The sequence below is a fragment of the Pseudomonas kitaguniensis genome (assembly GCF_049199985.1).
Lineage (GTDB): Bacteria > Pseudomonadota > Gammaproteobacteria > Pseudomonadales > Pseudomonadaceae > Aquipseudomonas > Aquipseudomonas kitaguniensis.
In genome coordinates, this window is record NZ_JBLZPT010000001.1 from 330,882 (window position 1) to 352,182 (window position 21,301).

Here is a 21,301-nt window from a genome sequence, read left to right on the forward strand (position 1 = left end):
CAAGACGCCGACGGGGCAACCCATCGGCGTCAGTGACTTAGTTCAGCTGCAACTTCTGCTTCAGGCTCTGCATGACGGCCGGCTTGTTCTGCAGGTAGTCATTCAGGCCACGCGCGCGAAGGTTGCACGCGTCGCAATTGCCACAGCCGGTGCCGATAATCCCGTTGTAGCAGGTCAGCGTCTGCTCACGCACCAGCTCGAGCTGGTGGTGATAATCGGCCAATGCCCACGTCTCGGCCTTGTTCAGCCACATCAACGGGGTTTCCAGGCGTACGTCGTATTCCATGCCGAGTTCAAGCGCCTTGTTCAGCGCTTTGACGAACTCATCGCGGCAATCGGGATAACCCGAGAAGTCTGTTTCGCAGACGCCGGTAATCACGGTTTCGGCCTTTACCTGGTAGGCGTAGATCGCAGCCAGGGTCAGGAACAGGATATTACGCCCCGGCACAAACGTGCTCGGCAGGCTGTCGCCTGAGCTGCTCACGGTCGGCACGGGGATGTTGTCGCGGGTCAGGCTGCTGATGGCCAACTCGTTGAGCAACGACACGTCCATGACTTTATGAACGGTGGCGCCCAGTTGTTTTGCCAGCTTTTGTGCGACTTCGATTTCTGCGACATGGCGCTGACCATAATCGAAGGTAATGCAGTGCACTTCGTCATACAGCGGCAGCGCCTGGATCAGACACGTCGTCGAGTCTTGCCCGCCACTGAATACGATAACGGCTTTTTTACTCATTGCTTTGCTTCCTGCAGGTGTAAAGGGTGGGAATAGTTTAAAGGGCACGCCATAAAAAACCCCGCGCTTCTTGCGAAGGCGGGGCCTTTTATTGCTCGAACACTCAGTGGGCGTAGGTCAGCAACAGCTCTTTGGGCACTTGGAAATCCAGGGACATCATCACGCTGAGCGCGGTGATGGTGAAGATCGAGAACACGAACAGCTTGCGCGCCCACACGGTGTCATCCACCGCTTTGTAGCCGGTCCAGGCCATGTACAACCAGTACATGCCCATGGCGGCGGCAACGGCGAGGTAGCTCATGCCGGCGTAGCCACTGAAGGTCAGCATCAAGGTCGCCACGAGGAAGGCCAGGATGTAGAGCAAAATGTGTTTCTTGGCGACTTGAATGCCACGTTTAACCGGCAGAACCGGAATCGAAGCAGCCAGGTAGTCATTAAAACGGAAGATCGCGATGGCATAGGAATGCGGCATCTGCCACAGGCTGAACATCACCAGTAGCACCAGCGCGGCCATGTCGAAGCTATTGGTTACAGCCACATAACCAATCACCGGCGGCATCGCCCCCGACAGACTCCCCACCAGCGTGCCGTGAACCGACTTGCGCTTGAGGTACAGGCTGTAGAGGCCAACGTAGATAACAAAGCCGATCACGGCAAACAGCGCCGCCAGCGGGTTAGCTACCTTGTACAACAGCACCACACCGGCAACACCCAGGACGGTCGCGAACAGCAGTGCCAGTTTCAGGGAGATAAGGCCCTGCACCAGCACGCGGTTCTTGGTGCGCTCCATCTTGACGTCGATGTCACGGTCGATGCAGTTGTTGAACACACAACCGGAAGCTACCACCAGGGACGTACCGATCATTGCTGCCAGGAAGATGGCCAGATCGACATGTCCCTTGGAGGCCAGGAAGAAGCCGCCTGCCACAGAAAGCACGTTACCGAAAATGATCCCCGGTTTGGTGATTTGGATAAAGTGCTTAAGCGACATCGGGTCTTACCTCACTTCGCCATCATGAAGGTGTGGATGCTGAACATGATCCACAGCGACAGACCAACCAGCAGAACGATCACCAGGCCTGCGAACACGAACGCAATCACGTTCTCACGCTGGGCTGCCGAGCGGTCCAGGTGCAGGAAGTACACCAGGTGGACCAGCACCTGAATCACCGCGAACGCCAGGACGATCATCAAGGTGATCGACTTCGGCAGGGTTGGGTACATCACCAGGCCGAACGGGATCAGGGTCAGGATTACCGACAGGATGAAGCCGATAGCGTAAGACTTTACGCTGCCGTGGCCTGCATCGTGGCTGTCATGGGAGTTTGCATTAGCCATTACAGAGTCCCCATCAGGTAGACGACGGTGAATACGCAGATCCAGACCACGTCCAGGAAGTGCCAAAACAGGCTCAGGCAGCTCAGACGCGTCTTGTTGGTGCTGGTCAGGCCGTGTTTATTGACCTGATACATCATCACTGCCATCCACAGCAGGCCTGCAGATACGTGCAGACCGTGGGTGCCTACCAGCGTGAAGAACGCAGACAGGAAGCCGGAACGGTGCGGGCCGTAACCTTCGGAGATCAGCAGGTGGAACTCGTTGACCTCCATGCCGATGAAGCCCAGGCCGAACAGGAAGGTCAGAGCCAACCAGGTCAGTACGCCCTTCTTGTTGCCCTTGTAGAAGGCCAACATGGCAAAGCCGTAAGTGATCGAGCTGAACAACAGCAAGGCGGTCTCGCCGAGCACGTAAGGCAGTTCGAAGATGTCGTGGCCCGACGGGCCACCGGCAGTATTGTTTACGAGTACCGCGTACACCGCGAAGATCGACGCAAACAAAATGCAGTCGGTCATCAGGTAGAGCCAAAAACCGAATACGGTCGTTGGCCCGGCGTCGTGGTGATGGTCATCGTGCCCATGGTCATCGACATGGGCGTGTCCAGCATTGGTCACTAAGTTCGACATGGTTTAAGCCTGTTCCAACGAGGTTTCTACACGGTTGGCCGGGATTTTTTTCTCGGCTACCAGGCGAGCGTGTTGCTCGGCTTCGATGCGTTCGATCGTTTCGACCGGCACCATGTAGCCTTGATCGTCACGCGCTGCGTGAACGATGAAGTAACCGATGGTGCCTACCAGGCCCACGATTGCCAGCCACCAGATGTGCCAGATCATCGCGAAACCGAACACCGTCAACAGCGCACCCATCACCACGCCGGTGGCGGTGTTGTTTGGCATGTGGATCGGCTCGTAATGCTTCGGTTGCTGGTACGCAGTACCGTCTTCCTTGGCTTCGGTGAACGCATCGATCGTGTTCGCAGTAGGGATCACAGCGAAGTTGTAGAACGGCGGTGGCGACGAGGTCGACCATTCCAGGGTGTGACCATTCCATGGGTCGCCCGACTCGCACATGTTCTGCTTGCGATCACGCACGCTGACGTACAGTTGAATCAGCTGGCAGGCGATACCCGCAGCGATCATCAGTGCGCCGAACATGGCAACGTACAGGTACGGTACCCACTCAGGGTTGGTAGTGGCGTTCAGACGACGGGTCATGCCCATGAAGCCCAGTGCATAGAGCGGCATGAACGCGACGAAGAAGCCCGAGATCCACAGCCAGAATGCAGCCTTGCCCCAGCCTTCGTGCAGCTTGAAGCCGAACGCTTTCGGGAAGTAGAAGCTGAAACCAGCGATGTAACCGAATACCGCACCGCCGATGATCACGTTGTGGAAGTGAGCGATCACGAACAGGCTGTTGTGCAGCACGAAGTCAGCCCCCGGAATGGCCAGCAGTACGCCGGTCATGCCGCCGATAGCGAAGGTCACCATAAAGCCCAGGGTCCACAGAACCTGGCTGGTGATACGCAAACGGCCGTGGTAGATGGTGAATAGCCAGTTGAATAGCTTCACCCCCGTCGGGATCGAAATCAGCATCGTCGCTAGGCCGAAGAAGGCGTTGACGCTTGCCCCCGAGCCCATGGTGAAGAAGTGGTGCAGCCAAACCATGAAGCCCAGTACCGAGATCGCGCCGGAAGCGTAGACCATCGAGTGGTGACCAAACAGGCGCTTGCCGGTAAAGGTCGAGATCACTTCAGAGAAGATACCGAACGCTGGCAGGATCAGGATGTACACCTCAGGGTGACCCCATGCCCAGAACAGGTTCACGTACATCATTGGATTGCCACCAAGTTCATTGGTGAAAATGTGGAAATCCAGGTAACGGTCAAGCGACAGCAGCGCCATGGTAGCGGCCAGGATCGGGAACGAAGCCACGATCAGGACGTTGGCCCAGGTGCAGGTCCAGGTGAAGATCGGCATGTCCATCAGCTTCATGCCAGGGGCGCGCATCTTCAAGACGGTGGCCAGGAAGTTGACCCCCGTCAGTGTCGTCCCGAGTCCTGATAACTGTAGCGCCCAGATGTAGTAGTCCACACCCACGCCAGGGCTGTACTGAATACCCGACAACGGCGGGTACGCCACCCAGCCGGTCTTGGCGAATTCGCCGACGCCCAGCGACAGGTTGATCAGTACAACGCCCGATACCAGCAGCCAGAAGCTCAGGGAGTTCAGGAACGGGTAGGCAACGTCACGCGCACCAATCTGCAGCGGCAAGGCAAGGTTCATCAGGCCGGTGAAGAAAGGCATCGCCATGAAGATGATCATGATCACACCGTGAGCGGTGAAGATCTGGTCATAGTGTTCAGGCGGCAGGTAGCCAGGCGAACCCTCGGTGGCCATGGCCAACTGGGTACGCATCATGATGGCGTCAGCAAAACCACGCAGCAGCATGACCATGGCCACGATGACGTACATGACACCGATTTTCTTGTGGTCAACCGAAGTCAGCCACTCGGTCCACAGGTAGGTCCACTTCTTGAAGTAAGTGATACCTGCAAACAGTGCCAGACCACCCAGCGCGATCATGGCGATGGTCACCATCACGATCGGCTCGTGGAACGGGACCGCATCCCAACTTAATTTACCAAACATCGTTTACTCCTCTGCCCCAGCAGTTGAATGCGAGCCTGTGTCAGAACCTTCAACCGCAGCCACTTCTTTCTTCTCGTGCTTGACCGGCTTGCCTGGTTTCATACCTTCGTACTTGTCGACGATTTTCTGAAACAGGTTCGGCGTGAACGCGGAGTACAGCGCAACAGGGTTGTTTTGGCTTGGTTTGGCAAGGGCGTCGTATTCAGCTTGATCAAGCTGTTTAGGTGCGGCCTTGACTTCGGCTACCCAGGCGTCGAAATCTTCCTGGCTCGTCGAGATCGCTTTGAATTTCATGCCGGTGAAGCCAGCGCCGCTGTAGTTAGCGGAGATGCCTTCCATTTCAGCTTTCTGGTTGGCGATCAGGTGCAGGCGGGTCTGCATGCCTGCCATCGCGTAGATCTGGCCGCCCAGCGCAGGGATGAAGAACGAGTTCATCACGGCGTCGGAGGTGATCCTGAAGTTAAGCGGAGTGTGCTCCGGGAACCGGATCTGGTTCACAGTGGCGATACCCAGGTCCGGGTAAATGAACAGCCACTTCCAGTCCAGCGCAACCACTTGGATGTTGATCGGCTTGACGTCCGATTCCAGCTCGCGGTACGGGTCCAGCGCGTGGGTGGACTTGTAGGTCACATAACCCAGGGCAACGATGATGAGGATCGGCACCAGCCAAACTGCGACTTCGATCTTGGTGGAGTGCGACCACTTCGGCGCGTACGTAGCGCTGGTGTTCGACGCACGGTATTTCCAGGCGAAGGCGAAGGTCATGATGATCACAGGGACCACGACCAGCAGCATCAGCAGGGTGGCGGTGATGATCAGGTTTCGTTCATCCAGACCGACCTGTCCTTTTGGGTCGAGCAAGGTCCACTTGCAGCCTCCCAGCATTAACATCATGCCAAGCAGCGGCAAAAAGCCTAGTAATCGGGGGTACCTGTTTTTACTCATCTCACGACCTCTAAAGCAGCTTGCGCAATGCAGTTGGGTTTTGATCGCCAACACTTCACCCTGCCAAGGGTTGGCATTTCTCTTCGATTGAATAAGAGCCTGCCCGGCACGCCATGACGGGGCGTTTCACGGACCTGCGGTGAGTTCTTATTCGATTTCGTGGCTAAAGGCCTTGTTACAGACCAATTCCATTTGGTGCGGATAGTTGAAAGGCTGCCGGAAACTGGGGTCGCACAGAGCGATCCGTCTGCCCCTCGACCACTCCGATGCTCAAATACTGAACAGCATCGGACTTCCACTGCGGGCGATTGTAGTTAGCTAGCGATGTATAAACCATGTCTTATAAAGAAATAATTTTTATCGATTCCAGCAACAATCCTTCACCAATCCTGCAAAGATTCAGGATCTTATCGTGTTCGATTCTCAACAAAAACCACAAAAATTGCCGTGTTATTGCGCAGGCCACACCCTCCCCTGCACCGTGTAGGGGCACGCAAACACGAAGAAAGTCCCCATAAAACAAGGCATTCGGACATCACCGAATGGCGCGGGCCGGGATGCATTTGTGGCAGCGTTCAAACGACGAACTGACAGCACAATTTACCCGCCGGGCGCAAATTTATGCGGCGTTTCTACGCGTCAGGAGCCTACCGCGACAGGCTCCGTGTGACAACATGTCGCATGCTGCGCGCCACAGACATTACCGCTTGTCACAGCCCTTTCACACATCCCTGAGCACAAAAAACGCCCCGCCCTTCCTTAAAGGAGGGTCGAGGCGTTTAGGTGAATCGGTTCAGGCCCGGCGTTGGCGATTGCGGTAAATGCACAGTGGCACCAGGATCACCGTCAGCACGAACGCCACCAGCGCCCATTGCGCCAAGGACAGGCCGAGCACCGGCGGGTATGGCGTGCTGCAAAAGCCGTCAACCTGAAAGCCCAGAGGGAACACTTTGGCCAGCGGCAGCTCATCAACGATAGGCTGCAGCACGTCGACGCCGCAGCTCACTTCGGGGAAGAACTGCGTGTACACATGATGGCCGGCCACCGCCACGCCACCCAAGGCGCTGACCACCACCAGCCCTTCAAACAGAGTGACCGCGCCTTTGCTGCGCATCGCGGCGCCGATGAATGCAAACACCGCGATCAACAGCAACGCATAGCGTTGCAGGATACACAGCGGGCACGGCGCCTCGCCCAACACCACTTGCATGTACAGCGCGCCGCCAATCAGCGCCAGGCAGATGATGCCCAGCAACACTAGAAAGCGTCGCTCCCTGCCTAAACGCAATTCGTCACTCATCCCCGTTTCCCTTTGCCTGATTATGGTTGTGCCTGATGGCCGCAAGTTTACACACAGAGTGTGGTTAAAACAGAGAGGGGTTAACGGGGGATTAATCAGCGCAAATAGCCAAGCCACTCTCTCAAGCAGAATGCAGTCAACTGTGGGCGCGGGCTTGCTCGCGATAGCGGTGTGTCAGCTAAGTATTTCTCAACTGACACACCTACAAAAAGCACATTGTTAACCGTGTCACTCCAGCGCCGCAGCCGGGCCAAAAAACTCATAGCGGCTTTGCTGCTCCGGCACACCCAACGCCTTCAGGTGCCGTTTGACCGCCGCCATGAAGCCTTTAGGGCCAAGAAAGTAAGCATCCAGATCACGCTGCTCGGGCAACCACGCCGCCAGTTGCGCCTGGCTCAGCATGCCCACCCTGTGCGGCGCCGGGCGTGTGCCATCCTCTTCGGCATAGCAGTAAAAGCGTTTCAGTTGCGGGTGCATGGCCGCCAAGCCATCGACCCACTCGCGGAACGCATGCACCGAGCCGTTACGCGCACAGTGGATAAAGTGCACCGGCCGCTCAGTCGCCAACGCCGCTTCGAGCATCGGCAATGTCGGCGTAATACCCACCCCGCCGCTGATCAGCACCAACGGTTTATCGCTGGCGGCCAGGGTGAACTCACCCGACGGCGGGAACAGGTCGATAGTCGCGCCCACGGGCACTTGGTCATGCAGGTAGTTGGACACCCGCCCGCCAGGCTCGCGCTTGACGCTGATACGGTACACGCGCCCATCGCTCAGCGCCGACAGGGAATAATTGCGGCGCACTTCTTCGCCATCAAGCAACAATTTCATGCCGATGTATTGGCCCGGAGCGGCGGCCAGGATCGGCCCGTTATCTGCGGCGGCGAAATACAACGAGGTGATTTCAGCGCTCTCCTCCACGCGTTTGACCAGCACAAACGGCCGCGCACCGCGCCAGCCACCCGGCGCCTGGGCTTTTTGATCGTAGATGGCGGCTTCGGCGCCTATCAGGATGTCGGCCAACTGGCCGTACGCCGCGCCCCAGGCACTCATGACCGCAGGCGTAGCGATCTCGCTGCCCAGCACTTCGCAGATGGCGCGCAGCAGGCAGGCGCCGACAATCGGGTAATGCTCCGGCAAAATCTGCAAGGCCACGTGCTTGTTGATGATTTTGGCAACGAGGTCACCCAACGCGTCCAACTGATTGATATGCCGCGCGTACATCAACACGCCGTTGGCCAGGGCGCGGGGTTGGTCGCCGCTGGCCTGATGGGCCTGGTTGAACAGCGGGCGAACGCTCGGGTGCTCCGCGAGCAGCATGCGGTAAAAATGCGTGATCAGCGCTTCGCCGCCACTTTCGAGCAGCGGCACAGTGGATTGGATGATGGCACGGTCTTGGGCACTAAGCATGGCAGACTCCTGAGTCTTCTAACTGAATGCCTTTGCTTAGTCAGGATGTGTGCCAATAAATAAAACCCTATTATTCAATAAGTTAAATGCAATGTAGTCAATATGACTTCTAGCACTTTATAGTCATACGGACTACAAGGAGTCATTATGACTGCACAATCGCTGCTCACTACCCTGCTGCCGCTGGTCGCAGACCTGTCTCGCGAGCTGCCTGAAGGCGAGCGTTACCGCCGCCTGCTGCACGCCCTGCGCGCCCTGCTGCCGTGCGACGCCGCCGCGTTGTTGCGGCTGGACGGTGAGTGGTTGGTGCCGTTGGCCGTTGATGGTCTGAGCACCGACACCCTCGGTCGGCGCTTCAAGGTCAGCGAACACCCGCGTTTCGCCGTGCTGCTGAGCAGCCCCGGCCCTACCCGTTTTGACAGCGACAGCGAACTGCCCGACCCCTACGATGGTTTGATCGATGGCCTGCACGGCCACCTGCCAGTGCATGACTGCATGGGCTGCCCGCTGTTTATCGAGGATAAGCCGTGGGGCCTGTTGACCCTGGACGCGCTGGACACTGAGCATTTCGAGCGCGTCGAGCTGGAAGCGCTGCAAGCCTTCGCCAGCCTCGCTGCGGCCACGGTCAACGTCGCCGAACGTATCGAGCGCTTGGCACTGCGTGCCGAAGACGCGCACCAGCGCGCCGAAATCTACCGCCAGGCCAGCGGCCAACAGCACAAGGAAATGATCGGCCAGAGCAAGACTCACAAGCGCCTGGTCGAAGAAATCAAGCTGGTGGGCGGCAGCGACCTGACCGTGCTGATCACCGGCGAAACCGGGGTGGGCAAGGAGCTGGTCGCTCAAGCCCTGCACGCCGCCTCCGCGCGTGCGGAAAAACCGCTGATCAGCCTCAACTGCGCCGCACTCCCCGAGACGCTGGTGGAAAGCGAGCTGTTCGGCCATGTGCGCGGCGCCTTTACCGGCGCGCTGAACGAGCGCCGGGGCAAGTTCGAGCTGGCGAATGGCGGCACGTTGTTTTTGGACGAAGTCGGCGAGTTGTCGCTGAGCGTGCAAGCCAAGCTGCTGCGCGTGCTGCAAAGCGGCCAGTTACAGCGCCTGGGCTCGGACAAAGAGCATCAGGTGGACGTGCGCCTGATCGCCGCCACCAACCGCGACCTCGCCGAAGAGGTGCGCAACGGCCATTACCGTGCAGACTTCTACCACCGCCTGAGCGTGTACCCGCTGCACGTGCCGGCGCTGCGCGAGCGCGGACGCGATGTGCTGTTGCTGGCGGGGTTTTTCCTGGAGCAGAACCGCTCGCGCATGGGCTTGGGCGGCCTGCGCCTGACCAGCGATGCCCAATCGGCATTGCTGGCCTACAACTGGCCGGGCAATGTGCGCGAGCTGGAACATTTGATCGGGCGCAGCGCGCTCAAAGCGCTGGGTAACTGTCGCGAACGCCCGAACATTCTGAGCTTGAGCGCGCAGGACCTCGACTTGCCCTGCGTCAGCGCGCCGCCGGTGCCCGAGGCGCGGGCGGATGCGGATGCCGCCGCCGTCACCGTCACCGGCGACCTGCGCCAGGCCACCGAACACTACCAACGCCAGGTCATCAGCACGTGCCTGCAACGCCACCAACACAACTGGGCCAGCGCCGCCCGCGAACTCGGCCTCGACCGCGCCAACCTGGGCCGCATGGCCAAACGGCTGGGCCTCAAATAACCCTCCCCCATTAGAACGATCAGGCAGAAGGGCATCGCAGGCTAGCCAGCGCGCGCGTTAGATGGCCTTGGCCTGAAGCGTCGGGCTCGCAGGCTTGGGCTTGCGAAACACCAATACATTCCCCAGCATCACCAGCACCAACCCCGCCAAGGCCGGCGCGGTCCACTGGTAACCCTCGGCAAACGCCGACACATTCAACGCCACCACCGGGAACAGCACCGTGCAATACGCCGCGCGCTCCGGGCCCATGCGGCCGACCAAGGTGAGGTAGGCGGTAAAACCGATCACCGACCCCGGGATCACCAAATACCACAGCGCCCCGACGTAGCGCGCACTCCAGTCCATGTCGAAGGGTATACCGCGCACCCCACAATAGGTCGCCAGCATCGCCGCGCCGTACGCCATGCCCCACGCGTTGGTGGTCAACGGCCTGAGCCCGGCCTTCTGTTGCAAGCTGGAGAGCATATTGCCCGCCGAAAAACACATCGTCCCCAACAACGCCAAGCCCAGACCCAGCAAGGTCTGCGGGCTGGCGGTGTGCCCCGCCAGCTCGGGCCAGAACAACAAGCCCAAGCCCATCAACCCCAGGCCGCCGCCCAGCAACACATTGCGCGCGACCCGCTGGCCGAAAAACACCCGCGCATTGAGGGCGTTCCACAGGGTGGCCGTGGAAAACACCACCGCCACCAAACCGCTGGGAATCCATTGGCTGGCGGTCAGAAAGCACATGAAGTTGACGCAAAACAGGCACAAGCCTTGCGCCAGGCAGATCAAGTGCCCGCGCCGGTTCATCACCTGCAACTTGCGGCTAAGCAGCAATACGACAAACAACACCAGCGCCGCCAAGCCGAAGCGATAGACGATCGACACGGGAATCGCCACGACGCCCAGTTGCCATTTAAGCGCGATCCAGGTGGTGCCCCAGATCAGTACGGTGAGTAAATACAGGGAAAGGTTCATGGCAGGCTCCGGAGGTTGAGCCACAGTGTTGCTCGGCAACCCGCCGGCGCTCTTGCATATTCTTGCGCTTTTGTTGCGCGGCGGGCTCACAGCCCGCGCGCTGCGGAGTACGATGCAAGGCGTCAAAGAGTACACACCATGCCTGATCTGGAATCGCTGCACGTGTTTCAAGCGCTTAACCGCTCGCCCAACGCACGCCTTGAAGCCTGCGCCGAGCTCGGTGACGGCGTGTCTGCGGCGGTGTGGAGCAACCATCACGATGCACAGGATTACCAGGCGCCCAGCCACCATACGTTGTCGTGCTATATCGGCGGCGGCACCGGCACCTTTCGCCGCGACCAGCCGGGCACCAAAGGCGGCCCCGACAAACTGTGCATTTTGCCCGCCGAGCACCAGTCAGCCTGGGTGATCAACGGTGAGATTCGCCTGGCCCATGTGTATTTCAGCCCCGAGCAATTTGCCCTCGGTTGCGTCACCCTGCTCGACCGTGAGCCGCGTGAACTGCAATTGCGCGAAAGCACCTTTCTTGAAGACGCACACCAGGCCCGGCGCTTTCACCAGTTGATCGCCCTCAACTGGCACGAGCCCGCCGAGCGCTTGCTGACCAGCAGCCTGGCGCATGAAATGCTCAGCCACACATTGCTCAGCCAAGTCGGCGCGCGCGACGGGCTGCGCTTGAAAGGCGGGTTGGCGGCGCACCAACGGCGGCTGTTGGTGGACTACATCGACCACCACCTGCAAGACCCGATCAGCCTGAGCCAATTGGCCGCGATGTGTACGCTGTCGGAATACCATTTTGCGCGGATGTTCCGCCAAAGCTTCGGCCTGCCGCCGCATCAATACCTGTTGGCGCGGCGCTTGGCCCATGCGCAAAGCCTGCTGCGCAGCGGCGCCCTGGCGCTGGGTGAAATAGCCTGGCTGTGCGGTTTCGCCAGCGCCAGCCACTTCAGCCAACGCTTTCGCCAGGCCATGGGCGCCACGCCTGGCGAATACCGCCAGGCGTTCTGCACCGTCTGAACCTTCACGCCATCAAGCCCAAAGTCTTCGCCTTGGCCACCGCTTGTGTACGCCGCTCCACGCCGAGCTTGCTGTGGATGCGCCGCGCGTGGGTCTTGACGGTGTGCAGGGAGATGAACAGCCGATTGGCGATTTCCAGGTTGGAGTTGCCGAGGGCGATCAATTGCAGCACTTCCAGCTCACGTTGGCTCAGCGGGTTTTGCAGCGCAGCGCTGGGTGCCGCCTGCGCCTCCAGGCCCAGCTCACTCAATAGCCCTGGCGAGCGCAAACGCAGCTCGCGAATCGCCTGCTGCACCTGGCAACGCCCGGCCAATGCCAACCCGGCTTGCAGGGCGCGACGGGCCAGGGCCGCATCGCCGAGTTGCCAGGCCACCTCGCCCAACACCAGGTGCAGCTCGGTCTCCAGGCACAGCATGCCGCGCTGTTGCGTGGTGGTCAGCAAGGCATTCAAGCGCGCCACAGGTTGATCGGCGCAGCCCAGTTTTACTTCGGCCAGCACCAACAAATATTCGAGCCGCGGGATCAGTTCCAGCGTGGCCGGCGGCGCCTGTCGGGCCTGTGGCCCACGAAAGTGACGCAGCACTCGGCGCACCGCCGCCACGGTCAACTCGGCGCGACCTTGTTGCAGCCAGAAGTGCCCGCTGACCAATAGCAGCACCGCGCGATACACCGTGTCCGGCACCTGCCGTTGTTGCATCAGGCGCTCGGCCTCACGCAGTTGGACAAAGGCCTGGGCGTAATCGCCGTGGTTCGCGGCGAGCAACGCCAGGCCGAGAAACCCGTACAGCACGCGCTTGTCCTGGCTGTGCAGGCACAGCTTCAACCCGGCCTCGAAACACTCGGTGGCCAGGCTGTCGTGGCCTTGGCGCAGCGCCAAATGCCCGCGCCGCAAAGCGATTCGGCCTTCCAATGGCTGCGCCTTGAGCCGCTGCCGAGCCAGCATCGCCTGTACGTTTTCCAGCAGGCTCTGCGCCCGATACGGCACGCCGCGCTGCTCCAGCAATTGCGCGTGGTCCAGCTCCAGCAACGCCTCCAGCACCAGCGAGCCCTGCGCCCGGGCCAGGCACAAGGCTTCGCGGTTCAAGCCTTGCGCCACGTCCAACTCACCGCGCAGCAAGGCTTGCTGGGTCAGGCCCGAAAGGCACATCAGGCGCGAAGTCCAGGCGCTGTCGGGCAAGGCTTGCAACGCCTCCAGAAAATGCTCGCGGGAGCGCTCGGCATCGCCGCCCAAATGCAGCAACCAGCCCCATTGCGCTTGCCAGCGGGCCAACAGATAGCGCTGTTGCGCCGCCGTCGGTTGCGGCGCGAACCGCGCGAGTTGGTCGATGCACGCTGCCGCCTGGTCGAACCGCCCGGCAAACAATAATGCGGCCGTCAACAGCCCCACAAGTTGCGCCGAGCCGAGCATCAGCTCATCGCCATGTTGCTCATGCAGGCGCAACAGCAGCACCACGTTTTGCTCGCGGAACAGGTCTTCAAAACTGAAATGCTGTAACAGGCTGACCGCCACTTCATAGGCTTCGGCCAACAGCGCCTGTTCGAAGGCGGCTTGCCAGTCTTGTTGGCGGGTGAACCATTGGCACGCACGCCGGTGCCAGGCGCGTTTGGCCGGCCAGGGCGCATCGCGGATCAATTGCGCCACGGGCGGGAACACCTGCAGCCAATCGGCGCTGTCGTCCCAGGCTTGGATAAACGCACCCAGCGCCTGCAAATCGCGCAGGTACTGATCGCCGTCGCCCGAACCGAACAGGTGCTCGCACAAGCCCGCATTGAATCGCGGCAAATGCGCCAACACCCGCCAGGCTTCGTCCAGTTCGACTGGCAAGCTGTGCAGCAACTCGTGTTGCAGATAGTCGAGCAGGGTTTTTTCGGGGTGCCCGTCACCGAGCAAGGCGATGCGTACGCCGGCGCACCAACCGGCACTGAACTGCATCACGCTGTCGACGCTGTGGCCGGGGCCGAGCAGCTGCTGGACCTCCGCACGGCTGAAGAGCAAGTCAGTGCATTCAAATAGCTCGTCGTCGAGCAACAGCCGGGGCCAGTTGCACACCGGGCGCCGCCGCGCCCCCAGCCACCAGGTCAGCGCGGGGCTGCTGGCGGTGAGCAAGCGGTCGAGCAAGGCGTCCAGCGCGGGCGCGGGCAAGCGACAGAAATCATCGAAAAATAGCCATGCAGGGTTTTGCCAACGGCTGAGGTCGAGCAGCAAGGTCGCTTCGTCGACAAACACAAGGCCGAGGTTTTGTGCGAGCCGCGAGCAGAAATCGAGAGGGCTGAGCACGCTGCCGTTGAGTGGCAGCCAATACACCTGGCAGCCCGTCGGGGCCTGCAATGCACACTCGGCGAGCAGCGCGCTCTTGCCACTGCCGCCCGGCGCGCAGAGCAATTTCACGCGTGCCTGCGCCGCGAGCAAAGGCCCGGCAAGGCGCGGGCGCAATAGATGATGGGCAGACAGCCGTGGCATGAATCCAGGACGGTCCAGGCAGCGTGTCATGGCGGTCATTGCTGCATCCTGCTTTTTATTGTTATGCAACCTGCCGCCTACCCTAGTCCTGTGGTCGGCGGTTGTTGAAGAAGTATTCAGCGGGTTGATTAATGACCATTACCTTAATTGTGCCGAGCGGGCTCAGCACACCTTACCCGTCCTCCTAAAGGATCAGCGAACGCCCTCTGCGCGCAACGCTGCCGGGGTGTAGTCGGCCGCCTTGGCCGCGAAGCCGAACACGAAGCTGCTCTTCTCTTCGTTCTTCATGCCGAGTGCGATGTAGCGGCCGGCGATGATGTCGTACAGGGTTTCCACGGTGTAGGCCGGCACTTGGTGGTCATAGTAGAACTGTGCATGGCCCTCGGCGATACGCCACAGTTGGCCACGGCCGTCGTAGTGGTCCACCAGCGCGACCTGCCAACTGTCTTCGTCGATGTACATGTGGCGCTTGGCGTAGATGTGCCGCTCGCTCGGCTTGACGGTGCCGACCACTTCCCACACCCGGTGCAGCTCATAGCGGGTCAGGTCCTGGTTGATATGCCCAGCCTTGATGATCTCGTCGTACTTGAGGCGCGGCGAATCCAGCTTGTAACTGTTGTAGGGAATGTACATCTCCTTCTTGCCGACCAGCTTCCAGTCGTAACGGTCGGGCGCACCGGAAAACATGTCGAAGTTATCCGTGGTGCGCAGGCCATCGGAGGCCGTACCGGGGCCGTCATACGAGACTTGCGGCGCGCGGCGCACGCGGCGCTGGCCGGCGTTGTAGATCCACGCCAGGCGCGGCTCCTTCACTTGGTCGAGCGTTTCGTGCACCAGCAGCACGTTGCCCGCCAGGCGCGCCGGGGCGGTGACCGACTGTTTGAAAAAACTCAGCACGTTGGCCGCCTTGGCCGGGTCGATGTCGGCGATGGCTTGCGGCACCGCGACTTCTTCCTCGAAGCGAATCGAGGTGTAACTGCCGTTGGTTTGCGGGGTGGCCTGGGTGATGATGCGGCGCAGGTTGCCGCCGTGGTAACGGGTGATGTGGTTCCACAGCACCTCCACGCCGTTCTTCGGAATCGGGAACGCGTAGTAGCGGTTGCCGGTGAAATTTTCCAGGCCGTTGCCGTCGTTGATCGCGTGCACGTTCAGCGCACTGCGCTTGATCGACTCATAAATATCCGGCGGCAGGTTGACCGTGCGGTGGCTTGGGTACACCGGGATCTTGTAGGTCTCGGGGTAGCGTTTGAACATCGCCACTTGGCCGTCGGAGAGTTTGTCTTTGTACGTGTCCACCGTGGCGGCGGTGATCACGAACAGCGGCTTTTCGTTGGCAAACGGGTCAGCGAGGAAGCCTTTGCTGTCGACCGCGCCAGCGTTTTTAGGGAGGCCACCGGTCCAGGCCGGAATCGAGCCATCGGCATTGCCGGCTTTTTCGGAGCCCATCGGCGTGAGGCTGGTGCCGAGCTTGGCAGCTTCTTCGGGCGGGACCGCCGCCAGCACACTGGTTGCCAGCAAACTCAGGGCCATCACTGCAATTATCTTGTGCATAGGTACTTTTCCTTGCTTAAACCCAATCAGAAGTTCACGCCGACGCTGAGGGCGATAAAGTCGCGGTCGGTGAGGGTGTTGTAGTCGCCGCCAAAAAAGTCGGTGTAGCTCAGGCTGGCGGTGTAGGTGTTGCGGTAGTCCGCGTCCACGCCGAGGCTGACCGCCTTGGCACCTTCGTTGAACAAACCGTTGGGGCCATAGCCGCTGACGTCTTGGGACCAAGACACGTTGGGCTTGAGGTTCACCCCGGCGAACACGTTGTTGTAGTCGAGGATCGCGCGGGCGCGATAACCCCACGAGTTGGCCGTGACAAAACCGTCGGTATCACCCTGAAAGCCGTAGGCGCCGAACACCGAATCGCGGCCGTAGCGCAGTTTGTTTTTGGCTTCCAGGCCGCCGACATGCACAAAGGCCGCCTCGCCCACCAGCGTCAGGCGTTCAGCGCCCAGCACCTGGTCAAAGAACTGGGTCATGGTGCTCTGGATCTGGGTGATTGCTTTACGCCGATAGCCGGCGTTATCGGCGCCAAACGAACTGCGAATCGGCGAGGCGGTGTTCCCCGCAATCGGGTTGACCAGCGCCAGCGTCAGGTCGGTGGTGTTGAGTTGCACCGGCGCATTCGGCCGGTAGCTGATCTCGCCGGTCCACGCCGTGCCCGTCGGCAAGGTGGTGGAGAAGCTGGCACCGTACAGGCGAATGTCTTCCGGGTAATCGAGGTAATACTGGCCACGGCCAAGCATCGTGCTTTGGGCCAGGCCCGCCCCGCTGCCAGGCGCGATGGCATTGGCGGTGGCGGCGATCCGCCCGATGGTGGCCAGGTTGGTGTTGGCGGTAATCGTGCCCACGGTGGGCGTACGGCTGTGGTAATTCATGAAGTACAGGCCGTACTCGGTGTCATCGCCGAGCCAGCGCAACGCCGCGCCAAACTGGCCACTGTCACGCGCATCACGGTCCTTGGCGCGCTGCACCACCACGCCTTCACGCGTGACCTGAAAGCCCTGGCCGAAGGCGGCCGCCACCGGTTGCAACGGTGCAATCGCCGGGCTGCCGACGGTGTAGTTGCCATTGCAACCGTGGGCCGCCACGTCGCCACCAAAGAATGTGCCGCAGTTATCCAGCACGGTGTTTTCCCAGTTCAACTGGTAAAAACCTTCCACCGACAACTGGTTGGTCAGGCTTTGGGAAGCGAACAGCATGTTGACCGGGATCAGGCCTTCCTTGATCTCGGCGCCCGGACGGCGGAAGGCCGAGACGTCGATGGGGTTGATGCTGTTGATCGAGTTACCGATAAACGTACTCTCGCCCCAACTCACCACCTGCTTGCCGACGCGCACGTTGCCCGGCAGGTCGCCAATCGAATAGTTGTGATAGAAGAACGCATCGAGCAATTCGTAGCCGGAAGAGCGGGCGCCCTCGTCGCGATGGTGATTGCTGATCTGCTTGAATTCGCGGTCTTCGTCCTGCAGCTCAAAGTCGTACCAGTACTTGCCGCGCACAAACACGCCGCTGTCGCCGTACTTGAGTTCCAGGTCGTGAATACCCTTGAAGATCTTGGAGAAGGTCTCGCCCTTCTTGAAGTTGAGTCGCCCGTCATCCCCGGTGGTTGCCTGCCCCGTGCCGCCGTTGGGTGTGCCCACAAGTTTTTTGTCGGCGTCGCGCATGCCCCAACTGGCACCCACTGACAGCGAGGAATCGAATTGCCCTTCGATCTCGCCGATGTTGAACGAAACAGCCTGTGCCTGGGCACAGCATCCCAACGCAACCGCAGCGGCAAGCGCCTGTGGCGTGAAGATGGCGCGCATTGTTGTTTTTGTCATGCGTCTTCCCCGGTGAGTGACAGAAGGCTCCACCGTACTGCCGCCGATCAAGAGCGATAAGCGCACCAAAGGAGTATTCGTGTTGTCGCTCGAAAGGATTAGCCGGCCCGCACGCCGGGGTTCGCGCAGGGCCATGGATTGGGTAGATAGCGGGTTATCAAGTGGATGGATAAACCTCACTTAAGCTGCAAGCTTTAAGCGGTGAGCTGCAAGGGGTGTTGAGGTGGGGCCGGGATTATTGTTGCTATTTTTGTAACAGTCCTTGTCGTGAACCGCTCTTACTCAATTTGTTACAGACGATTATTCTTAGCGGGCTTTCAGGGCCAATGGCCCGCTTGCGTCACTGCAAGAAAAGTCTGATTCCAATGGATTGATCTGCTGTATCAATCTGTTAGCGCTGTTCACTGACGTTGATTTGTCGCTCCTTGATCCAACGTCTGACTTCGGCCGCTGCTTTTGCAGCGGCTTTTTTTATGCGCGCAAAAAAACGGGGCGCCCTTCGCGCCCCGTATGATTGAACAATATTCAAGTAATGATCAGCCGCCGAACCTCTGCAAGTTAGCCATCATCTCCTTCAAAGACTCGACCGTGTCCTTGGGATGCGCGGCGCCTTCAAAGTCGCAAATCTGCGCCCAATGCGCCGCCACGTCGTCGGCTGAAAACCCGGCCTGCGGGTCAAACCCCACGCCCAGGCTGCGCTCCCAGCGGGTCTTGCCGACCCAGCCGCCACCCACTTCAAACAGCCCCGACGTTTCCTGGCAGACCTCGCTGCCCAAGTACACCACCAGTGGGCTGATCAACTCCGGTTTGAGACGCTCGAACACCTGCGGTGGGATCAGGCCCTCGGTCATGCGCGTGCCGCCGGTGGGGGCGATGGCGTTGACCAAAATGTTGTGTTTGCGCCCCTCCAGCGCCAGGGTGCGGGTCAAGCCGTACAAACCCAGCTTGGCCATGCCGTAGTTGGCTTGGCCGAAGTTGCCGTAGATGCCTGACGTGGACGCGGTAAAAATCACGCGGCCATAACCTTGCTCGCGCAGATGCGGCCAGGCGGCGCGGGTAACTTTGTAGGCGCCTTCGACATGCACCCGGTAAACCAGGTCCCAGTCGCTGTCGTCCATTTTGTGGAAGGTCTTGTCGCGCAGAATACCGGCGTTATTCACCACCACGTCGATGCGGCCGAATACGTCGAGCGCGTTCTGCACGATCTTGTCACCGTCGGTGACAGAGTCATGGTTGGCTTCGGCAATGCCGCCTGCCTCGCGTATTTCGGCGACCACCCGGTCAGCCGCCGACGCATTTGCGCCTTCGCCCTGAGCGGAACCACCCAGGTCGTTGACCAGCACTTTGGCCCCGTGCCTGGCGAACAGCAGCGCATGGGCACGGCCCAACCCGCCGCCGGCACCGGTGACGATCACGACCTTATCCTTAAACTGCACTGACTCACTCATACCGAACTCCGCTGGCCACAATGGGAATGGCGTGAGTGTCAGACACGCAGGCTTTGGTCACAATAAAGACGGCCGAGGCTGAATGGTGCCCGATAAGGCAACGCGATGATGATGGCTACCGGGTGCGTGTCGCTCAGGAACAGGCGACACGCGGCGCTGGCTGACCAATGCGCTCGCGAAACGCCAGGTAATGCTTAAGCACCAGCACCGGCGCCTCGATGTGTGGGTAGTGGCCAATAGTGGGCAACGACACGCTGTCGGCACCGGGCACCAACTGGTGATAGCGCTCCAGCATATGGGCGCCGGAGATCGGGTCGACTGCGCCGTCGATCACCCGCAACGGCACCTCGTCACGTTGCATCGCCGCCACCCAGCGCTCACGCAGGCGGCGACGCTGAGGAATGTAGGCGATCAGTTTGTGCAGGATGCGTGGGCCATCATTGCAACTGATCAGGCTCCAAAAATCATCCAGCGCGCTCTCACTGGGCGGCGTGTCGGGGCCGAAAATCTGCCTGAAACTGTTCGACAAGGCCGTGCGCCCATAGGCGCGACCGATCATCCAGCCGAGCGGGCTGAGCAACAGTTTTTGCGCCAGCGCCGGCCGATGGGTTTCGGGGAACAGCCCGCCGTTGAGGAAGACACAGCTGGCCAACTTAAAACGCCCTTCGTAATGGCGGGCCAATAATTCCTGGGCAACGCTGTCGCCGTAGTCATGGGCCAACACATGCACCGCCAGCTTGACGCGCAGGTGGTCGAGCAGCGCCTGTTGCAGGTCGGCCTGTTCCAACAGGCAGTATTCATGGTCCAGCGGCTTGGCCGATTCGCCAAACCCGAGCATGTCGCACGCGATTACCAGGTTGCGTTGCGCCAGCGGCTGCCACAGGTAATGCCAGTCCCAGCTGGCGGTGGGAAAACCATGAATCAACAACAACGGTTCGCCCTGCCCGGCCACCCAGTAACGAATCGTGTGGCCACGAAAGACGAATTCCTGGCCACGTTTGCGCCAGACGCTAAGCGGAATTTCGGCGAGAGGCATCAGCTTTTATACTCAGGGTCTTGCGCGTCCAATTTACGCAACAGCGCCGGCCACGCCAGCGCCCCTCCCATACCTTGGGCACTCTGGGTGACAGCCGCCACCATCGCCTTGGCACCGGCCAGAATCTGCGGCTCGATGGTGATCAACTCTGCCCCACCGTTTTGCGCCAGCACCTGTATATCGCAGGCGCGCTGGAAGGTGAACATCATCAGGAAAGTGTCGGCAATGCTGCTGCCGCAGGTCAGCAGGCCGTGGTTGTGCAGCATCAGGAAGTTGTTTTGGCCCAGGTCCGCCTGCAGGCGCGCCTTTTCTTCGGGGTTAAGTGCCACGCCTTCGTAGGCGTGATACGCCAGGCTCGCCAGCACAAACAGCGATTGCTGGCTGATCGGCAACACACCTTGCTTCTGCGCGGCAACCGCAACGCCGGCCGCCGTGTGGGTGTGCAGCACACAGACCACATCGTGGCGTACTTCATGAATGGCGCTGTGGATGGTGTAGCCCGCGGGGTTGATCTCGTAAGGGCTGTGCATCAGCTTATTGCCGGCCTGGTCGACCTTGACCAGGCTGGACGCCGTGATTTCATGGAACATCAGCCCGTAAGGGTTGATCAGGAAGTCGTCAGTACCCGGCACCTTGGCCGAAATATGCGTGAAAATCAGGTCATCCCAACCCTGCAGCGCCACCAGGCGATAGCAGGCGGCCAGGTCGACACGGGTTTGCCATTCGGCAGCGCTGACCTGCTCTTTGACAGTCTGTGAAGATTGAACGGGCGATAAGCTCACGGCAACGACCTCCTTGGCGGACTTTCTTATTGTTTTTTTGGGTGAAGGGCCAGTCTAGTCAGACGCCGCGCTGCCAGTAGTTGCCTTCGCAGCCAGCTTAATGACCGAGCGAGTCAGCCTTAAGAATAGTACACGCCGCGTCAGCGCG

17 protein-coding genes are annotated in these 21,301 nt (G+C 60.2%); 2 read left to right on the forward strand and 15 right to left on the reverse strand.

Annotation, left to right across the window (positions count from 1 at the left end; genetic code table 11):
* Positions 1 to 37: 37 nt before the first annotated feature.
* The 8 genes from queC to hmpA all read right to left on the reverse strand — a co-directional run bounded on the left by queC (position 38) and on the right by hmpA (position 8,377).
* Positions 38 to 736 carry a 7-cyano-7-deazaguanine synthase QueC gene (queC, locus tag ACOZK9_RS01625; protein ID WP_152751357.1) on the reverse strand — a complete coding sequence of 233 codons (699 nt, stop codon included), beginning with the start codon at positions 734 to 736 and terminating at the stop codon, positions 38 to 40.
* Between the two features lie 103 nt (positions 737 to 839).
* Positions 840 to 1,727 (reverse strand): heme o synthase, encoded by an 888-nt coding sequence (gene cyoE / locus ACOZK9_RS01630; RefSeq protein ID WP_058414900.1) that lies wholly within the window; start codon positions 1,725 to 1,727, stop codon positions 840 to 842.
* Between the two features lie 11 nt (positions 1,728 to 1,738).
* Complete coding sequence (cyoD, locus tag ACOZK9_RS01635) at positions 1,739 to 2,074, reverse strand: cytochrome o ubiquinol oxidase subunit IV (protein WP_058414901.1); 336 nt, start codon at positions 2,072 to 2,074, stop codon at positions 1,739 to 1,741.
* Positions 2,074 to 2,700 carry a cytochrome o ubiquinol oxidase subunit III gene (locus tag ACOZK9_RS01640; RefSeq protein ID WP_058414902.1) on the reverse strand — a complete coding sequence of 209 codons (627 nt, stop codon included), beginning with the start codon at positions 2,698 to 2,700 and terminating at the stop codon, positions 2,074 to 2,076. Before ACOZK9_RS01640 ends, cyoD begins: the two co-directional genes overlap by 1 nt.
* A 3-nt stretch (positions 2,701 to 2,703) precedes the next feature.
* Entirely contained in the window at positions 2,704 to 4,722 is a 2,019-nt protein-coding gene (gene cyoB, locus ACOZK9_RS01645) for a cytochrome o ubiquinol oxidase subunit I (RefSeq protein ID WP_099235533.1), read from the reverse strand.
* Between the two features lie 3 nt (positions 4,723 to 4,725).
* Positions 4,726 to 5,667, reverse strand: coding sequence for a ubiquinol oxidase subunit II (gene cyoA / locus ACOZK9_RS01650; protein WP_058414904.1), 942 nt, complete (start codon positions 5,665 to 5,667; stop codon positions 4,726 to 4,728).
* A gap of 793 nt (positions 5,668 to 6,460) precedes the next feature.
* Positions 6,461 to 6,967 (reverse strand): disulfide bond formation protein B, encoded by a 507-nt coding sequence (locus tag ACOZK9_RS01655; protein ID WP_058414905.1) that lies wholly within the window; start codon positions 6,965 to 6,967, stop codon positions 6,461 to 6,463.
* Positions 6,968 to 7,195: 228 nt separating this feature from the next.
* Positions 7,196 to 8,377, reverse strand: a complete 1,182-nt coding sequence (hmpA, locus tag ACOZK9_RS01660) for an NO-inducible flavohemoprotein (RefSeq protein ID WP_421555152.1) — start codon at positions 8,375 to 8,377, stop codon at positions 7,196 to 7,198.
* A 147-nt stretch (positions 8,378 to 8,524) separates the two neighbouring features.
* On the opposite strand from hmpA, the gene norR reads away from it, so the two are divergent.
* Entirely contained in the window at positions 8,525 to 10,081 is a 1,557-nt protein-coding gene (gene norR / locus ACOZK9_RS01665; RefSeq protein WP_152751355.1) for a nitric oxide reductase transcriptional regulator NorR, read from the forward strand.
* A gap of 57 nt (positions 10,082 to 10,138) precedes the next feature.
* Here the strand turns inward: norR and ACOZK9_RS01670 are convergent, their stop codons facing one another.
* Positions 10,139 to 11,041: a DMT family transporter gene (locus tag ACOZK9_RS01670; RefSeq protein WP_058414908.1), complete on the reverse strand. Its 903-nt coding sequence runs from the start codon at positions 11,039 to 11,041 to the stop codon at positions 10,139 to 10,141.
* A 138-nt stretch (positions 11,042 to 11,179) separates the two neighbouring features.
* Between ACOZK9_RS01670 and ACOZK9_RS01675 the strand changes: the two genes are divergently transcribed.
* The gene (locus ACOZK9_RS01675; protein ID WP_058414909.1) at positions 11,180 to 12,058 is read left to right on the forward strand and encodes a helix-turn-helix domain-containing protein; all 879 of its coding nucleotides are present in this window, start codon (positions 11,180 to 11,182) and stop codon (positions 12,056 to 12,058) included.
* A 4-nt stretch (positions 12,059 to 12,062) separates the two neighbouring features.
* Here ACOZK9_RS01675 and ACOZK9_RS01680 read toward each other — a convergent pair whose 3' ends face one another.
* From ACOZK9_RS01680 to ACOZK9_RS01705, 6 genes are all read right to left on the reverse strand, one after another.
* Entirely contained in the window at positions 12,063 to 14,558 is a 2,496-nt protein-coding gene (locus ACOZK9_RS01680; protein WP_152751353.1) for a LuxR C-terminal-related transcriptional regulator, read from the reverse strand.
* Positions 14,559 to 14,711: 153 nt separating this feature from the next.
* The gene (locus tag ACOZK9_RS01685) at positions 14,712 to 16,070 is read right to left on the reverse strand and encodes a DUF1329 domain-containing protein (protein ID WP_058414911.1); all 1,359 of its coding nucleotides are present in this window, start codon (positions 16,068 to 16,070) and stop codon (positions 14,712 to 14,714) included.
* A 26-nt stretch (positions 16,071 to 16,096) separates the two neighbouring features.
* Positions 16,097 to 17,887, reverse strand: a complete 1,791-nt coding sequence (locus ACOZK9_RS01690; RefSeq protein ID WP_082649087.1) for a DUF1302 domain-containing protein — start codon at positions 17,885 to 17,887, stop codon at positions 16,097 to 16,099.
* A gap of 536 nt (positions 17,888 to 18,423) precedes the next feature.
* A complete protein-coding gene (locus ACOZK9_RS01695; protein ID WP_152751349.1) occupies positions 18,424 to 19,335 on the reverse strand; it encodes an SDR family oxidoreductase in 912 nt (303 codons plus the stop codon).
* 133 nt (positions 19,336 to 19,468) lie between these two features.
* Positions 19,469 to 20,371 (reverse strand): alpha/beta fold hydrolase, encoded by a 903-nt coding sequence (locus tag ACOZK9_RS01700; protein ID WP_152751346.1) that lies wholly within the window; start codon positions 20,369 to 20,371, stop codon positions 19,469 to 19,471.
* The gene (locus tag ACOZK9_RS01705; RefSeq protein ID WP_058414915.1) at positions 20,371 to 21,153 is read right to left on the reverse strand and encodes a class II aldolase/adducin family protein; all 783 of its coding nucleotides are present in this window, start codon (positions 21,151 to 21,153) and stop codon (positions 20,371 to 20,373) included. Before ACOZK9_RS01705 ends, ACOZK9_RS01700 begins: the two co-directional genes overlap by 1 nt.
* Positions 21,154 to 21,301: the final 148 nt, after the last annotated feature.

Excerpts from the sequence above, each read along its gene's own strand:
- queC (WP_152751357.1), bottom strand. The coding sequence starts at position 736 with ATGAGTAAAAAAGCCGTTATCGTATTCAGTGGCGGGCAAGACTCGACG.
- cyoE (WP_058414900.1), bottom strand. The coding sequence starts at position 1,727 with ATGTCGCTTAAGCACTTTATCCAAATCACCAAACCGGGGATCATTTTC.
- cyoD (WP_058414901.1), bottom strand. The coding sequence starts at position 2,074 with ATGGCTAATGCAAACTCCCATGACAGCCACGATGCAGGCCACGGCAGC.
- ACOZK9_RS01640 (WP_058414902.1), bottom strand. The coding sequence starts at position 2,700 with ATGTCGAACTTAGTGACCAATGCTGGACACGCCCATGTCGATGACCAT.
- cyoB (WP_099235533.1), bottom strand. The coding sequence starts at position 4,722 with ATGTTTGGTAAATTAAGTTGGGATGCGGTCCCGTTCCACGAGCCGATC.
- cyoA (WP_058414904.1), bottom strand. The coding sequence starts at position 5,667 with ATGAGTAAAAACAGGTACCCCCGATTACTAGGCTTTTTGCCGCTGCTT.
- ACOZK9_RS01655 (WP_058414905.1), bottom strand. The coding sequence starts at position 6,967 with ATGAGTGACGAATTGCGTTTAGGCAGGGAGCGACGCTTTCTAGTGTTG.
- hmpA (WP_421555152.1), bottom strand. The coding sequence starts at position 8,377 with ATGCTTAGTGCCCAAGACCGTGCCATCATCCAATCCACTGTGCCGCTG.
- norR (WP_152751355.1), top strand. The coding sequence starts at position 8,525 with ATGACTGCACAATCGCTGCTCACTACCCTGCTGCCGCTGGTCGCAGAC.
- ACOZK9_RS01670 (WP_058414908.1), bottom strand. The coding sequence starts at position 11,041 with ATGAACCTTTCCCTGTATTTACTCACCGTACTGATCTGGGGCACCACC.
- ACOZK9_RS01675 (WP_058414909.1), top strand. The coding sequence starts at position 11,180 with ATGCCTGATCTGGAATCGCTGCACGTGTTTCAAGCGCTTAACCGCTCG.
- ACOZK9_RS01680 (WP_152751353.1), bottom strand. The coding sequence starts at position 14,558 with ATGACCGCCATGACACGCTGCCTGGACCGTCCTGGATTCATGCCACGG.
- ACOZK9_RS01685 (WP_058414911.1), bottom strand. The coding sequence starts at position 16,070 with ATGCACAAGATAATTGCAGTGATGGCCCTGAGTTTGCTGGCAACCAGT.
- ACOZK9_RS01690 (WP_082649087.1), bottom strand. The coding sequence starts at position 17,887 with ATGACAAAAACAACAATGCGCGCCATCTTCACGCCACAGGCGCTTGCC.
- ACOZK9_RS01695 (WP_152751349.1), bottom strand. The coding sequence starts at position 19,335 with ATGAGTGAGTCAGTGCAGTTTAAGGATAAGGTCGTGATCGTCACCGGT.
- ACOZK9_RS01700 (WP_152751346.1), bottom strand. The coding sequence starts at position 20,371 with ATGCCTCTCGCCGAAATTCCGCTTAGCGTCTGGCGCAAACGTGGCCAG.